The 13,708-nt window shown below is 64.5% G+C and carries 17 protein-coding genes; 15 read left to right on the top strand and 2 right to left on the bottom strand.

Annotation, left to right across the window (positions count from 1 at the left end):
- The first annotated feature begins 78 nt into the window (after positions 1-78).
- The 14 genes from cobO (at position 79) to J4D28_RS10215 (ending at position 11,421) form a co-directional block, all read left to right on the top strand.
- Entirely contained in the window at positions 79-690 is a 612-nt protein-coding gene (cobO, locus tag J4D28_RS10275; RefSeq protein WP_009050263.1) for a cob(I)yrinic acid a,c-diamide adenosyltransferase, read from the top strand.
- A complete protein-coding gene (locus tag J4D28_RS10270; protein WP_009050262.1) occupies positions 687-2,012 on the top strand; it encodes a cobyrinate a,c-diamide synthase in 1,326 nt (441 codons plus the stop codon). The genes cobO and J4D28_RS10270 overlap by 4 nt, the downstream gene beginning before the upstream one ends.
- Positions 2,009-2,659: a 5,6-dimethylbenzimidazole synthase gene (bluB, locus tag J4D28_RS10265; protein WP_009050261.1), complete on the top strand. Its 651-nt coding sequence runs from the start codon at positions 2,009-2,011 to the stop codon at positions 2,657-2,659. Before J4D28_RS10270 ends, bluB begins: the two co-directional genes overlap by 4 nt.
- Positions 2,656-3,564 carry an adenosylcobinamide-phosphate synthase CbiB gene (gene cbiB / locus J4D28_RS10260; RefSeq protein WP_009050260.1) on the top strand — a complete coding sequence of 303 codons (909 nt, stop codon included), beginning with the start codon at positions 2,656-2,658 and terminating at the stop codon, positions 3,562-3,564. The genes bluB and cbiB overlap by 4 nt, the downstream gene beginning before the upstream one ends.
- Positions 3,557-4,549, top strand: coding sequence for a threonine-phosphate decarboxylase CobD (gene cobD, locus J4D28_RS10255; protein WP_009050259.1), 993 nt, complete (start codon positions 3,557-3,559; stop codon positions 4,547-4,549). Before cbiB ends, cobD begins: the two co-directional genes overlap by 8 nt.
- A complete protein-coding gene (locus J4D28_RS10250; RefSeq protein ID WP_009050258.1) occupies positions 4,546-5,997 on the top strand; it encodes a cobyric acid synthase in 1,452 nt (483 codons plus the stop codon). The genes cobD and J4D28_RS10250 overlap by 4 nt, the downstream gene beginning before the upstream one ends.
- 61 nt (positions 5,998-6,058) lie before the next feature.
- The gene (gene cobU, locus J4D28_RS10245; protein WP_038634265.1) at positions 6,059-6,580 is read left to right on the top strand and encodes a bifunctional adenosylcobinamide kinase/adenosylcobinamide-phosphate guanylyltransferase; all 522 of its coding nucleotides are present in this window, start codon (positions 6,059-6,061) and stop codon (positions 6,578-6,580) included.
- Positions 6,577-7,632: a nicotinate-nucleotide--dimethylbenzimidazole phosphoribosyltransferase gene (cobT, locus tag J4D28_RS10240; RefSeq protein WP_009050256.1), complete on the top strand. Its 1,056-nt coding sequence runs from the start codon at positions 6,577-6,579 to the stop codon at positions 7,630-7,632. Before cobU ends, cobT begins: the two co-directional genes overlap by 4 nt.
- Positions 7,629-8,204, top strand: coding sequence for an alpha-ribazole phosphatase family protein (gene cobC / locus J4D28_RS10235; protein ID WP_009050255.1), 576 nt, complete (start codon positions 7,629-7,631; stop codon positions 8,202-8,204). The genes cobT and cobC overlap by 4 nt, the downstream gene beginning before the upstream one ends.
- 2 nt (positions 8,205-8,206) lie before the next feature.
- Complete coding sequence (locus J4D28_RS10230; RefSeq protein WP_009050254.1) at positions 8,207-8,938, top strand: adenosylcobinamide-GDP ribazoletransferase; 732 nt, start codon at positions 8,207-8,209, stop codon at positions 8,936-8,938.
- Between the two features lie 83 nt (positions 8,939-9,021).
- Entirely contained in the window at positions 9,022-9,426 is a 405-nt protein-coding gene (locus J4D28_RS10225) for a MarR family winged helix-turn-helix transcriptional regulator (protein ID WP_009050253.1), read from the top strand.
- Positions 9,427-9,478: 52 nt separating this feature from the next.
- Positions 9,479-10,681: an MFS transporter gene (locus J4D28_RS10220; protein WP_009050252.1), complete on the top strand. Its 1,203-nt coding sequence runs from the start codon at positions 9,479-9,481 to the stop codon at positions 10,679-10,681.
- Positions 10,678-10,800 carry a hypothetical protein gene (locus tag J4D28_RS30415; RefSeq protein WP_009050251.1) on the top strand — a complete coding sequence of 41 codons (123 nt, stop codon included), beginning with the start codon at positions 10,678-10,680 and terminating at the stop codon, positions 10,798-10,800. Before J4D28_RS10220 ends, J4D28_RS30415 begins: the two co-directional genes overlap by 4 nt.
- Before the next feature lie 69 nt (positions 10,801-10,869).
- Positions 10,870-11,421 carry a glutathione peroxidase gene (locus tag J4D28_RS10215; RefSeq protein WP_009050250.1) on the top strand — a complete coding sequence of 184 codons (552 nt, stop codon included), beginning with the start codon at positions 10,870-10,872 and terminating at the stop codon, positions 11,419-11,421.
- A 73-nt stretch (positions 11,422-11,494) separates the two neighbouring features.
- Here J4D28_RS10215 and J4D28_RS10210 read toward each other — a convergent pair whose 3' ends face one another.
- The gene (locus J4D28_RS10210) at positions 11,495-12,778 is read right to left on the bottom strand and encodes an OmpP1/FadL family transporter (protein ID WP_103330914.1); all 1,284 of its coding nucleotides are present in this window, start codon (positions 12,776-12,778) and stop codon (positions 11,495-11,497) included.
- 145 nt (positions 12,779-12,923) lie between these two features.
- Positions 12,924-13,406, bottom strand: a complete 483-nt coding sequence (locus tag J4D28_RS10205) for a hypothetical protein (RefSeq protein ID WP_009050248.1) — start codon at positions 13,404-13,406, stop codon at positions 12,924-12,926.
- Between the two features lie 109 nt (positions 13,407-13,515).
- On the opposite strand from J4D28_RS10205, the gene J4D28_RS10200 reads away from it, so the two are divergent.
- Positions 13,516-13,708, top strand: a 193-nt coding sequence (locus J4D28_RS10200) for a hypothetical protein (protein WP_207246417.1), incomplete at its 3' end; no start/stop codon positions are given.

The raw sequence follows: 13,708 nt of genomic DNA, 5'->3' as shown, positions 1-13,708 counted from the left end.
ACGGTGGGCGATGCCAGGCTTGCGCCGTCTATTCCTATTCCTGCCCCCCGTTATCCAGCCCCAACGGAGAGCTGCCCCATGACTGAATCCCCTGATCGTGACGAACGCCATCTGGCGCGCATGTTGCGCAAAAAAGCCGTGATCGATGAACGCATCGCCAACTCGCCGAACGAATGCGGCTTGCTGCTGGTGCTGACCGGCAACGGCAAAGGCAAAAGCAGCTCGGCCTTCGGCATGCTCGCGCGCGCCATGGGCCACGGCATGCAGTGCGGCGTGGTGCAGTTCATCAAGGGCCGCAACAGCACCGGCGAGGAATTGTTCTTCCGGCGTTTCCCGGAGCAGGTGCGCTTCCATGTCATGGGCGAAGGTTTCACCTGGGAAACCCAGGACCGCCAGCGCGACATCGCCGCTGCCGAAGCCGCCTGGGCGGTTTCCTGCGAGCTGCTGAGCGACCCGAACATCGGCCTGGTGGTGCTCGACGAATTAAACATCGCCCTCAAGCACGGCTATCTGGACCTGGACCAGGTGCTCAGCGACCTGCAGGCCCGGCCGCCAATGCAGCATGTGGTGGTCACCGGGCGTGGCGCCAAGCCGGAGATGATCGAACTGGCCGACACCGTCACTGAAATGGGCATGGTCAAGCATGCCTTCCAGGCCGGGATCAAAGCGCAAAAAGGCGTCGAACTGTGAGTGATGCCCGTCATTGCCCGGCGGTATTGATTGCCGCGCCGGCTTCCGGTCAGGGCAAGACCACCGTGACCGCCGCGCTCGCCCGACTGCATCGCAATCAGGGGCGCAAGGTGCGCGTGTTCAAATGCGGCCCGGACTTTCTCGACCCGATGATCCTCGAACGCGCCAGTGGTGCGCCGGTGTATCAGCTGGACATGTGGATGGTCGGCGAACAGGAAAGCCGCCGCCTGTTGTGGGAGGCCGCCGGCGAGGCGGACCTGATCCTGATCGAGGGCGTGATGGGGCTGTTCGACGGCACGCCGTCCAGCGCCGACCTGGCGCGGCATTTCGGGGTGCCAGTGCTCGCGGTAATCGATGGCACCGCCATGGCCCAGACCTTTGGTGCCCTGGCGTTGGGGCTGGCGCGCTATCAGCCGGACCTGCCGTTCGCCGGCGTGTTGGCCAACCGGGTCGGCACCCTGCGTCATGCGCAGTTGCTCGAAGGCAGCCTGACCGAAGGCCTGCGCTGGTACGGCGCGCTGTCCCGGGAAACCGGCATCGAACTGCCCAGCCGCCATCTGGGGCTGGTGCAGGCCAGCGAACTCAACGATCTGGATCTGCGTCTCGACGCCGCCGCGGCCGCCTTGGCTGACAGCTGCGAAGTGGCCTTGCCGCCCGCCGTGGCGTTTGCCGCTCCCCAGACGGTTGCCGTCGAGCCGCTGTTGGCCGGGGTGCGCATTGCCGTGGCCCGCGACGAAGCCTTTGCCTTTACCTATGGCGCGAGCCTGGATCTGCTGCGGGCCATGGGCGCCGAGCTGGGCTTTTTCTCGCCGATCCATGACGCGGTACTGCCCGAGGCAGACAGCCTGTACCTGCCAGGCGGTTACCCGGAGCTGCATCACCGGGCGCTGGCGGCGAACGGCTCGATGCTCAGCGCGATCCGCGCGCATCACGCCGCCGGCAAACCCTTGCTCGCCGAGTGCGGCGGCATGTTGTATCTGCTGGACTCCCTGACCGACGTCGACGGCGAGCGCGCCGAACTGCTGGGCCTGTTGCCCGGCGATGCGGTGATGCAAAAGCGCCTGGCGGCCCTGGCCTTGCAGGCGGTGGAGCTGCCGGAAGGCTCGCTGCGCGGCCATACCTACCACCACTCGTTGACCAGCACCGAGCTTGCGCCGATCGCCCGGGGCCTGAGCCCGAATGGCGGGCGCGGCGCGGAAGCGGTTTACCGCGAAGGGCGGATGACCGCCTCCTATGTGCATTTCTATTTTCCGTCCAACCCCGAAGCGGTGGCGGCCCTGCTGGCGCCGGCAGGAGCGAGCGTGCTCGCGCGGTGCCCATGACCGACAACGCCTTTTCCGCGGCCGAACGCGACGCGGTCTATCGCGCGATCGCCGAACGTCGTGACATGCGCCACTTCGTCGGGGGCACGGTCGAGCCGCCGGTCTTGCGTCGCCTGCTGGAGGCGGCGCACCAGGCGCCCAGCGTCGGCCTGATGCAGCCTTGGCGTTTCATCCGTATCAGCGACCGACCGTTGCGTGGGCAGATCCAGCAACTGGTGGAAGAGGAACGGGTGCGCACCGCCGAGGCCCTGGGCGAACGCTCCGATGAGTTCATGAAGCTCAAGGTCGAAGGCATCAACGACTGCGCCGAGGTCCTGGTGGCGGCGCTGATGGACGACCGTGAGCGGCATATTTTTGGCCGGCGTACCTTGCCGGAGATGGACCTGGCTTCGCTCTCCTGCGCGATTCAGAACCTCTGGCTGGCGGCCCGGGCCGAAGGGCTGGGCATGGGCTGGGTGTCGCTGTTCGAGCCCATTGCCCTGGCCGAGCTGCTTGGCCTGCCGGCCGGAGCCAAGCCGCTGGCGGTGTTGTGCCTGGGCCCGGTCGGTGAGTTTTACCCAGCGCCGATGCTGGTGCTCGAAGGCTGGGCGCGGGAGCGTTCGCTGAGTGAATTGCTGTATGAAAATTACTGGGGAGTGAGTCAATGAGTGTGGCGTTGCTGAGTGTCGCCGGGGTAGCGCTGGACGCGTTGCTGGGCGAACCCAAACGCTGGCATCCGCTGGTGGCGTTCGGTCGTTTTGCCGACCGCATCGAGCAACGTTTCAACTCCGGCGGTCGCGGCTGGCGCAGTCATGGCGTCACTGCCTGGGTCATCGCGGTGCTGCCGCTGACCCTGCTGGCGACGTTGTTTTCCTGGCTGCCCTATATCGGCTGGTTGTTCGAGATCCTGGCGCTGTACTGCGCCCTCGGCCTGCGCAGTCTCGGCGAGCATGTCGAGCCGGTGGCCCAAGCCTTGCGCAGCGACGACCTGGACCAGGCGCGGCAGCGGGTCGGCTATCTGGTCAGTCGCCAGACCAGCGAACTGGATGCCACCGAGGTCGCCCGCGCCGCCACCGAGTCGGTGCTGGAGAACGGCAGCGACGCGGTGTTCGCCGCCTTATTCTGGTTTGCCGTGGCCGGCGCGCCGGGCGTTGTGCTCTATCGCCTGAGCAACACCCTGGATGCGATGTGGGGCTATCGTAATGAGCGTTTCGAGCGTTTCGGTTGGGCGGCGGCGAAGATCGACGACCTGCTCAACTATATTCCGGCCCGCCTGGTGGCCCTGACTTACGCGTTGCTGGGCAAGACCCGCCTGGCACTGAAATGCTGGCGCCGCCAGGGGCCGACCTGGGACAGTCCGAACGCCGGGCCGGTGATGGCGGCCGGGGCCGGAGCCCTGGGTGTCGAGCTGGGCGGCGCGGCGATCTATCACGGCGAGCTGCACCAGCGGCCGCAGCTGGGCGAGGGGACGGCGGCCGATGCTTCGTCCATCGATCGTGGCTGGCAACTGGTACAGCGCGGGGTCTGGTTATGGCTGCTGATTCTCTGCGTGGGAGCTGAATTCTATGCTTGAGCACGGTGGTCGCCTGCGCAAGGCGGCCGAGCAATACGGCATCGCCGAGGCCGACTGGCTGGACCTGTCCAGCGGCCTGGCGCCCTGGCCGTGGCCGATTCCCGAGATCGGCATACGGGCCTGGGCGCGCCTGCCGGAAACCGACGATGGCCTGGAGCAGGCTGCCCGCGACTACTACGGCGCCGCCCATGTGTTGCCGGTACCTGGCTCCCAGGCGGCGATTCAGCTGCTTCCGCGTTTGCGCCGCGCCGGCAAGGTCGGCGTGCTGTCGCCCTGTTATGCCGAACACGCCGAAGCCTGGCGCCGCAGCGGCTACATCGTGCGTGAAGTGCTGGAACAGGAAGTGGACTTTTTCCTCGACAGCCTGGACGTGCTGGTGGTGGTCAACCCGAACAACCCCACGGGCCTGAGCCTGACCCCGGAGCGCCTCCTGGACTGGCATGCGCGCCTGGCGCAGCGCGGTGGCTGGCTGGTGGTCGACGAAGCCTTCATGGACAACACGCCCCAGCTGAGCCTGGCGGCCCAGGCCGATCAGGTGGGGTTGATCGTCCTGCGCTCCTTCGGCAAGTTTTTCGGCCTGGCCGGTGTGCGCCTGGGCTTCGTCCTGGCCGAGCGCAAGTTGCTCAAGCTGCTGGCCGAACAGGTCGGCCCCTGGGCCGTCAGCGGACCGACCCGGGTACTGGGCCAGGTGTGCTTGCGTGACAGCCAAGGCCATGCACGGCAACGGCTGCGCAGCGAAGTGGCGAGCTTGCGCCTGGCGCACCTGCTCGAGCGCCACGGCCTGAAACCCCAGGGTGGCTGTGCGCTGTTCCAGTGGCTGATCACCGATCGCGCCGAGCTGTTGCACGAGTTCATGGCGCGCCGGGGCATCCTGCTGCGGTTGTTCACCCATAACAGCAGCCTGCGCTTTGGCCTGCCGGCCGATGAAGCCGATTGGTCGCGTCTCGAACAGGCCTTCGTCGCCTACGCCAAGGAACATCCATGACCACCCTGATGGTGCAGGGCACCACCTCCGATGCCGGTAAAAGCACCCTGGTAACGGCGCTCTGCCGCTGGCTGACGCGCCAGGGTGTCAGCGTCGTGCCCTTCAAGCCGCAGAACATGGCCCTCAACAGCGCGGTGACCGCCGACGGCGGCGAGATCGGCCGGGCCCAGGCGGTGCAGGCCCAGGCCGCGCACCTGGCGCCACACACCGACATGAACCCAGTGCTGCTCAAACCCAACAGCGACACCGGGGCCCAGGTGATCATTCACGGTCGCGCGGTGACCACCATGAACGCGGTGGCCTATCACGACTACAAGGCCATCGCCATGCGGGCGGTGCTGGCCTCTCACCAACGCCTGAGCGCGGCCTATCCGGTGGTGATGGTGGAGGGCGCGGGCTCGCCGGCGGAGATCAATCTGCGGGCCGGCGATATCGCCAATATGGGCTTTGCCGAAGCGGTGGACTGCCCGGTGCTGCTGATCGCCGATATCAACCGTGGCGGGGTTTTCGCTCATCTGGTGGGCACCCTGGAGCTGTTGTCGCCGAGCGAGCAGGCGCGGGTCAAAGGCTTCATCATCAACCGTTTTCGCGGCGATATCGCCCTGTTGCAACCGGGCCTCGACTGGCTCGAAGCGCGTACCGGCAAACCGGTGATCGGCGTGCTGCCCTACGTGCTGGACCTGCATCTGGAAGCCGAGGACGGCATCGACCAGCGTCAGGCCGACAAGGCCGAGCAGGTGCTGAAAATGCTGGTGCCGGTGTTGCCGCGCATCAGCAATCACACCGACTTCGACCCGCTGCGCCTGCACCCCCAGGTGGACCTGCAATTTATCGGTCCGGGCCAGGCGATTCCGCCGGCCGACCTGATCATCCTGCCCGGCTCGAAAAGCGTGCGCAGCGACCTGGCGTATCTGCGTGCCCAGGGCTGGGACAGGGCCATCGCCCGGCACCTGCGCTATGGCGGCAAGGTGCTGGGCATCTGCGGTGGTTTGCAGATGCTCGGCGAGCAGTTGCACGATCCCCTGGGGCTGGAAGGCGCGCCAGGTTCCAGCGCCGGGCTGGGGCTGCTGGCGTTCGAGACGGTGCTGGAAGAAGAGAAGCAACTGCGCAACGTGCGTGGACGCCTGGCGCTAGAGGAGGCCGAGGTCAGCGGTTACGAGATCCATGCCGGGGTCACCACGGGGCCTGCGCTGGAACTGCCGGCCGTGACTCTGGATGACGGTCGTTGCGACGGCGCGCGCAGCGACGATGGGCAGATTCTCGGTACCTACCTGCACGGCCTGTTCGAAGCGCCGGCGGCCTGCAGTGCGTTGCTGCGCTGGGCAGGGTTGCGCGAGGTGCAGGCGGTCGACTACCACGCCCTGCGCGAGCGCGACATCGAGCGCCTGGCCGATCTGGTGGAGCAGCATCTGGACACCGAGCACCTGCGCCAGCTTTGCGGGCTTTAGAGCGTCGGCGCCGGTATTGCGGCGCCGCTGTGGCTGTACCTCAATTCAAGGGTTTCCAAGCATGTTGCAACTGATCCTCGGCGGCGCCCGCTCCGGCAAGAGTCGCCTGGCTGAAAAGCTCGCCGGCGAGAGCGGCCTGGCCGTGACCTATATCGCTACCAGCCAGGCGCTGGACGGCGAAATGAACCAGCGCATTGAGCATCACCGCGAACGGCGTCCGGTCGAATGGGCATTGATCGAGGAACCCCTGGAGCTGGCGCGGGTGCTGCGTGAAGCTGCGAGCGCCGAACGCTGCCTGCTGGTGGATTGCCTGACCTTGTGGCTGACCAACCTGTTGCTGCTGGAGGATGCCGAGCGGCTCGCCAGTGAGCGCGAAGCGCTGTTGCAGTGCCTGGCGTCACTGCCGGGCGAAATCATTTTTGTCAGCAACGAGACCGGAATGGGTGTCGTGCCGCTGGGCGAATTGACTCGCCGTTATGTCGATGAAGCCGGTTGGCTGCATCAAGCCCTGGCCGAGCGTTGTCAGCGGGTAGTGCTGACGGTGGCCGGCCTGCCCCTGACTCTGAAAGGAACTGCGTTATGAATGACTTCTGGTGGCTGCGGCCGTGCAAGGCGCTCGACACTCAAGCCCTGGAGGCGGCGCAGTCGCGTCAGCAGCAATTGACCAAGCCCACGGGTTCGCTGGGGCAGCTGGAGCGGGTAGCGGTACAGCTGGCCGGCTTGCAGGGGCGGGTAAAGCCTGGCCTGGAGCAGCTGTGGATCGCGATTTTCGCCGGCGACCACGGGGTGGTGGCCGAGGGCGTTTCGGCTTATCCGCAGGAAGTCACCGGGCAGATGCTGCACAACTTCGTCACCGGCGGCGCGGCCATCAGTGTGTTGGCGCGACAGCTGCGGGCACACCTGGAAGTGGTCGACCTCGGCACGGTGACGCCCGGGCTGAACCTGCCTGGCGTGCGTCATTTGAATCTCGGGGCGGGTACCCGCAACTTCGTCGAGGGGCCGGCCATGACCCAGGCCCAGGGCGAGCAGGCCCTACAGGCCGGACGTGACAGTGTGCTGCGGGCTGTCGAGCAGGGCAGCGAGCTGTTTATCGGTGGTGAGATGGGCATTGGCAACACCACCGCGGCCAGTGCCGTGGCCTGTGCCTTGCTGGACATTCCGGTAGCGCTCCTGGCGGGGCCGGGCACTGGCCTGAATGTGGCGGGTGTCAGCCACAAGGCGCGGGTGATCGAGCGTGCCTTGAGCCTGCATGCGGCCCAGCGTGGCGATGCCGTGCAGACCTTGTTCAACCTTGGCGGTTTCGAAATTGCTGCGCTGGTGGGGGCGTACCTGGCCTGTGCCCAGGAAGGCGTGGCGGTGCTGGTCGACGGCTTCATTTGCAGCGTGGCGGCGCTGGTGGCGGTGCGGCTCAACCCCGGGTGCCGGCAGTGGTTGCTGTTCGGCCACCGTGGGGCCGAGCCGGGGCATCGGCATATCCTGCAAACCCTCGAGGCCGAGCCTTTGCTGGACCTCGGCCTGCGCCTGGGCGAGGGTAGCGGCGCGGCGCTGGCGGTGCCATTGCTGCGCCTGGCCTGCGACCTGCACGGGCAGATGGCGACTTTCGCCGAAGCGGCCGTGGCGGATCGCCCTGCATGACCTTGCGCCTGGACCTGCTGCGCCATGGTGAAACCGAGCTCGGTGGCGGCCTGCGCGGCAGCCTCGACGATGCCCTGACCGACGCCGGATGGCAGCAGATGCGTGCCGCGGTTGTCGGTCAGGGGCCCTGGGATCGGCTGGTGAGTTCGCCCTTGCAACGCTGCGCGCGTTTCGCCGAGGAACTGGGTGCGCGCCTGGCGCTGCCGGTGAGCCTGGACCCGGATCTGCAGGAACTGCATTTCGGCGCCTGGGAAGGGCAGAGCGCGGCGGCGCTGATGGCGACCGATGCTGAGGCGCTGGGGCAGTTCTGGGCCGATCCCTATGCCTTTACTCCGCCGCAGGGCGAGCCGGTGCTGGCGTTTTCCGAGCGGGTGCTGGGGGCGGTCGAACGTCTGCACCAGCGTCATGCCGGCGAGCGGGTGCTGCTGGTCAGCCATGGCGGAGTGATGCGCTTGTTGCTGGCCCGGGCCCGGGGTTTGCCGCGCGAGCAGCTGCTGAATGTCGAGGTCGCTCACGGTGCCTTGTTCGCCCTGACTGTCGAGGCTGGCCTGGCGTTGAGCGAAGGAGTCTGAGCATGCTGCCATTCTGGATCGCCCTGCAGTTTCTCAGCAGTTTTCCGGTGCGTTTGCCGGGCATGCCGTCGCCCGAGGAAATGGGCCGGTCATTGCTGTTCTATCCGCTGATCGGCCTGCTGTTCGGGCTGCTGCTCTGGGGCATGAACCAGTTGTTGATGGGCGCACCGTTGTTACTGCATGGGGCGCTGTTGCTGACGGTCTGGGTGCTGCTCAGTGGAGCCTTGCATCTGGATGGGCTGGCCGACAGCGCGGACGCTTGGCTGGGCGGCTTCGGCGATCGCGAGCGTACGTTGACGATCATGAAGGACCCGCGCAGCGGGCCGATCGCCGTGGTCACCCTGGGGCTGGTGTTGCTGCTCAAGTTCGCCGCGTTGGTAGCGCTGATCGAGCAGCAGGCCGGCGTTGCCTTGCTGCTGGCGCCGCTGATCGGTCGTGGTGCCTTGCTGGGGCTGTTCCTCTGCACGCCTTATGTACGCCCTGGTGGCCTTGGGCAGGCGCTGGCGAATCATCTGCCGCGTCCGGCCGGCAAGTGGGTGCTGGCGCTTACTGTGCTGGCGTGTGTAGTGCTCGGTGGTTATGACGCGGTGTGGGCGTTGCTGCTGGCGGGCGTGGTGTTTGTCGGCTTGCGCCAGCTGATGCTGCGTCGTCTGGGCGGCACCACCGGAGATACGGCGGGGGCTCTGCTGGAACTGCTGGAGGTGGCGGTCCTGGTGGGGTTGGCGTTGTTCTAGATAGGCGGGGCGTGGGTTTTATCCGCGCTCTGGGGCTTTGCAAATTTCTTGCATTCCATTAATCGCGGGTATATACACGCACCATGCTTCCTTCTCAATGTTTGTGCACCAACCTGCGTCGCGCCGCCCGTGGCGTCAGCAGGTTCTACGACGGCGCTCTCGACGGCTTCGGGATCAACGTTGCCCAGTATTCCTTGCTGAGCAACCTGCGGCGCCTGGACCAACCGAGCATTTCCAGCCTGGCCGAAGCGATGGGGCTGGATCGCAGCACCCTGGGCCGTAACCTGCGGGTGCTGGAAGGCGAGGGGCTGGTCCGGTTGTCCGAAGGCGAGGATCAACGCAATCGCATCGTCCAGCTGACCGAGGAAGGCCAGCAGCGATTGCTGGCGGCCTTGCCGGCCTGGGAGGCGGCGCAACAGCGTTTGATCGACCGTCTGGGTGCAGAGAAACGCGAAACCTTGCTGGCCTTGCTGAACGAACTGGCGTGAACGCCTTTTGTTCGATGATAAGCGGGTATATACCCGTAAATGGAGAATAACGATGACTTCGATGTGGCGTACCAGCGGTTGGGTTCTTCTCGGGAGTGCGCTGATCCTGGCCTTGTCCCTGGGGGTAAGACACGGTTTCGGTCTGTTTCTGCCGCCCATGAGCGCCGAGTTCGGCTGGGGGCGCGAGGTGTTTGCCTTTGCCATTGCCTTGCAGAACCTGATCTGGGGCCTGGCCCAGCCCTTCACCGGCGCCCTGGCCGACCGCTTCGGTGCGGCCAAGGTGGTGATGATCGGCGGCGTGCTGTACGCCGTGGGCCTGTTGTTCATGGGGTTGGCCGACTCGCCACTGTCGCTGTCATTGAGCGCCGGATTGCTGATCGGTATCGGCCTTTCGGGGACCTCGTTCTCGGTGATTCTCGGCGTGGTGGGGCGTGCACTGCCGGCGGAAAAACGCAGCATGGGCATGGGCATCGCCAGTGCGGCCGGTTCGTTCGGTCAGTTCGCCATGCTGCCGGGCACCCTGGGCTTGATCGGCTGGCTCGGCTGGTCGTCAGCGCTGCTGGTGTTGGGGTTGCTGGTGGCGTTGATCGTGCCGCTGGTGAGCATGCTCAAGGACAAGCCGCTGCCAAGCCTGGGCCATGAGCAGAGCCTTTCCGAGGCCTTGCGTGAAGCCTGCTCACATTCCGGGTTCTGGCTGCTGGCGTTCGGCTTTTTCGTCTGTGGTTTCCAGGTGGTATTCATCGGCGTGCATTTGCCGGCTTACCTGGTGGACCAGCATTTGCCGGCCACAGTGGGCACCACGGTGCTGGCGCTGATCGGCCTGTTCAATATCTTCGGGACCTACACCGCTGGCTGGCTGGGCGGACGCATGTCCAAGCCACGCTTGCTGACCGGCCTGTACCTGTTGCGCGCGGTGGTCATCGGCCTGTTCCTCTGGCTGCCGGTGACGCAACTCAGCGCATATCTGTTCGGCATGGCCATGGGCTTCCTGTGGCTGTCGACGGTGCCCCTGACCAATGGCACGGTGGCCACCTTGTTCGGGGTGCGCAACCTGTCCATGCTGGGCGGCATCGTGTTTCTGTTTCACCAGTTGGGCTCGTTCCTCGGCGGCTGGCTCGGCGGGGTGGTCTACGATCGAACCGGGAGTTATGACTTGATCTGGCAGGTGGCGATTCTCCTCAGTCTGCTGGCCGCGGCCTTGAACTGGCCGGTGCGCGAGCGTCCGGTCGCGCGTTTGCAGGCAAGCGTGGCATGAGCCGGGCTGGTCTGCGCTGGGTCGGCCTGGCGGTTGCTGCCTCGCTGTTGGCGTTGGCCTGGTGGGGCTGGCACCAGGGTGGGCTGGCGCTGATGCAGTTGGGCATGGGCGTCTGCTAGGAAGCGCTTGCTAGGGCGTCCGCCGGGCGAGTAGCTTCACCCTCTGACGGTACTTTCAAGGAGTTGAATATGTTGGCGCGCTGGCTTGCTGTTCCAGCTGTACTCATGGTGTTCGCAGGTTCGACCTGGGCGGACGAATGTCCGTCGCTGTTGCAGGGCTCGCTGCCCAAGCTACGCGCCAAGGAATCCATCGACCTGTGCCAGCGCTTTGCCGGCAAGCCGCTGGTGGTGGTCAATACCGCGAGCTTTTGCGGCTTTGCCCCGCAGTTCAAGGGGCTCGAAGCGCTGTACCAGCGTTACAAGGATCAGGGGCTGGAGCTGGTAGGCGTGCCGTCCAATGACTTCAAGCAGGAGTCCAAGGATGGCGCGGAAACGGCCAAGGTCTGTTATGTGAACTACGGCGTCACCTTCACCATGACCGAACCGCAGCAGGTCCGAGGCCCGGACGCGGTGCATCTGTTCAAGGTCCTGGCCGAGCAGAGCAGTGCGCCGAAGTGGAATTTCTACAAGTATGTGGTCGATCGCCAGGGCAAGGTGATCGCCAATTTCTCCAGCCTGACCAAGCCGGACAGTCCGGAACTGATCGAGGCGGTGGAACAGGCGCTGGCGTCCAAGCCTTGAGTGTTATCCGCGGTCAATAAAAAAGCCCCGGCATCCTTGGATGCGGGGGCTTTTTCGTTCAGGCCGTCAGGCTTCAGAAGCGGTAGGTTGCACCCACGCCAAAGCCGTTCGCGCTGTTCTCGTACTCGGAGCTGTAAGACTGGCCGAGCGTATTGTGGTTGTTGACCTTGACTTTCTCTTCCTTGAGGTAGGAGTAGGCCACGTCGATGGTCAGGTCTTCGGTTGGGCTCCAGCCGGCGCCAAGGCTGAAGATGGTCCGGTCACCGGTAGGAATGCGTGGCGAACGGTTGGTGTTGTTGGCTGGCGACTGGTCGAAGCTCAGGCCGGTACGCAGTACCCACTGCTTGTTCAACTGGTAGGAAGTACCGATGGCGTAGGCCCAGGTGTCGTGCCAGTTCTGCTCTTCCTTGATGCTGCTGAGCGCACCCGGGGCCAGAAGACCGCCGGCGCTGGCAGTTACACCTTCGTTTTGCACGGTGATGTCTTTCAGGCGGCTCCAGCGGGTCCAGGTCGCACCGGCATAGAGTTTCCAGGCATCGTTGAGGTCCTGGGTCACCGACAGGTCGGCCGATTCAGGGGTGGTGATGTCCAGCGAGGCATCGTAGCGAGCGCCACGCAGCAGAGCGCCTGGAGTACCGGCGCCTGGGCTGACTTCGGTGTGGCCTTCCAGCTTGTACTTGACCTTCGAGTGGTAGGTCAGGCCCACGCGGGTGGTGTCGGTTGCCTGGACCAGCAGCCCAATGTTGTAGCCGTAGCCAATGTCGTCACCCTTGATTTGCACACGGCCGTCGTTAGGCGAAAGAGGGGTGGTCAGTGCCGATTCCAGGGTGCCGGAGATACGGTTGATGGTCGGACCGAAACCGATCGACACCTTATCGTTGAAGGCGTAGCTGACGGTTGGCTGGAAGGTGATGACTTTAACTTCGCTCTTGCTGCCGAAGTTACGGCCCTGGAAGCCGTTTTCGTAGTCGGTGATCAGGCCGAATGGGGCATAGACACCCAGACCGAAGGCCCACTGATCGTCGATAGGCTTGACGTAGTAGCCCATCGGCACGGCAGTGAAAGGCACCATGTCGCCTTTGTTGGTGCCGCTACGGCTGCCGCTGGCATCGTTGATGTCGGTGGATGCATCAATGGCCGCGACGCCACCAGTGATTTGCTGGCGTTTCAGGCGCGACATACCGGCAGGGTTGCCAAAAACTGTGCTTGCATCGTCCGCAGCAGAGGATCGACCGGCGAAACCAGTACCCATGCCGCTGATGCTTTGTTCGTTCAGGGCAAAACCACTTGCGAAAAGTTGGGTGGATGCCATGGCAACGGCAAGGCTAAGACTGGTTTTGAGTATTACTTTTTTCATTATTAGAACTCCTGGTGATCACCGGAGCGAAAATTACCAACATTTCCTCCTCAGCGCTATAGCCTGTATGGCTTGAGATAGAGCGGTTTTGTAGGACAATCAGACCAAAATTGCCGTTGTTTGCACGAACTTGCAAAAAGTCCGATCAGCAGGCGACCTGATTCAGTGGTGCAACACAGGTTTGCCAGGCATCGGCAAAGTCCCGCAAGCGTCCTTGTGGCTGGAAGATCTGCTTCCAGATGCGAGCCATGCCGAGCAGGTCGCCGGCTTCGGGGAGCGGGGTGTTCTGCTCTTCTACCAGCAGCCAGGCGATGGCGGTGGCGTAACGCAGGTTGACGGTCAATTCCAAGTGCGGGCCGCTGAGGAATGCGTGCTGGCTGGCCAGGCCGCGAACCAGGCTGGCGCGTTCCGGATCCAGCGCCAGATAGTGGTCCCAGAGTGCCTGGTGGCGGGGTTCGGCGATGCGGTAGAGGCCGTGGCCCCTGCGGTCGTGCAGGGCGGAGCCGAGGGCGGATTGGCTGGCGGCGATGCCTAGCAGCAGTGATTCTGCGGTGCGACTGTGGTTGCCCAGATAGATCAGGGTCGGGCGGATCACGTAGCGGCACAGTTCGCTGGCGGCAATACCCATAAAGCCCTCGAAGCGTGAAAGTGGCCGGCGAGGCCTGATGGGGGAGCTTGGCAGCGGTGGATCGGTCAGACTCGCCGGAAGCGGATCATGCCGCTTGAGTTGAAGTGTAGTGTCATATCGTTGCTGTAAAGGACTGTTTTTAAAATATTTCCAGCTTCGAGTTATAACCGTTATATCGGATGGTGCTTTAGCCGACGGCGGAAAAACCGAAATAACAGGCAATAAAAAAGGTTCTTCACGGAATACCGGGAAAGACGCTCTTGATCTTCATGAAAAAGAATTCGCTATCCCGGTAACCGTAT

It is taken from the genome of Pseudomonas sp. GW531-T4 (assembly GCF_017349615.1).
In the GTDB taxonomy this organism is placed as follows: domain Bacteria; phylum Pseudomonadota; class Gammaproteobacteria; order Pseudomonadales; family Pseudomonadaceae; genus Aquipseudomonas; species Aquipseudomonas chlororaphis_I.
The sequence above is the reverse complement of the archived record's forward strand: the minus strand, read 5'-3'. Positions and strand labels throughout refer to the sequence as shown.